This window comes from Shigella sp. SIG6 (genome assembly GCF_053555815.1).
Genome location: NZ_JBQZXC010000314.1, coordinates 1 through 506, shown reverse-complemented (window position 1 = coordinate 506; position 506 = coordinate 1). Strand labels below are relative to the sequence as shown.

The following is a 506-nucleotide window of genomic DNA, read 5'->3' as shown; positions in this document are numbered from 1 at the left end:
TTATGGGGTAATGATACCGATGAATCGCGAGAGGATGCTCACCATACGGGTTACTGATGATGAACATGCCCGGTTACTGGAACGCTGTGAGGGTAAACAGCTGGCGGTATGGATGCGGCGGGTCTGCCTGGGTGAGCCGGTTGCACGCTCCGGGAAGCTGCCGACACTGGCACCGCCGTTACTGCGTCAGCTGGCCGCCATTGGGAATAACCTGAATCAGACAGCGAGGAAGGTGAACAGCGGGCAGTGGTCTTCCGGTGACCGGGTTCAGGTGGTGGCCGCACTGATGGCCATCGAGAGAGAGTTGCGCAGCTTACGGCAGGTGGTCAGGGAACAGAGAGTGCAGGATGATAGTTAAGTTTCATGCCAGGGGAAAAGGTGGTGGCAGTGGTCCGGTTGATTACCTGCTGGGAAGGGAGCGAAACCGGGAAGGGGCAACGGTGCTTCAGGGTAATCCGGAAGAAGTACGGGAACTCATCGATGCCACGCCATTTGCGAAGAAATAC

At 57.3% G+C, this 506-nt stretch carries 1 protein-coding gene and 1 pseudogene; both read left to right on the top strand.

Annotated features, from left to right (window positions below):
• The first annotated feature begins 34 nt into the window (after nucleotides 1–34).
• A complete protein-coding gene (locus ACUU1M_RS20570) occupies nucleotides 35–358 on the top strand; it encodes a MobC family plasmid mobilization relaxosome protein (protein WP_000955997.1) in 324 nt (107 codons plus the stop codon).
• Nucleotides 348–506, top strand: a pseudogene (locus ACUU1M_RS20565) (plasmid mobilization relaxase MbeA); the annotation flags it as partial. The gene ACUU1M_RS20570 and the pseudogene ACUU1M_RS20565, both read left to right, overlap by 11 nt.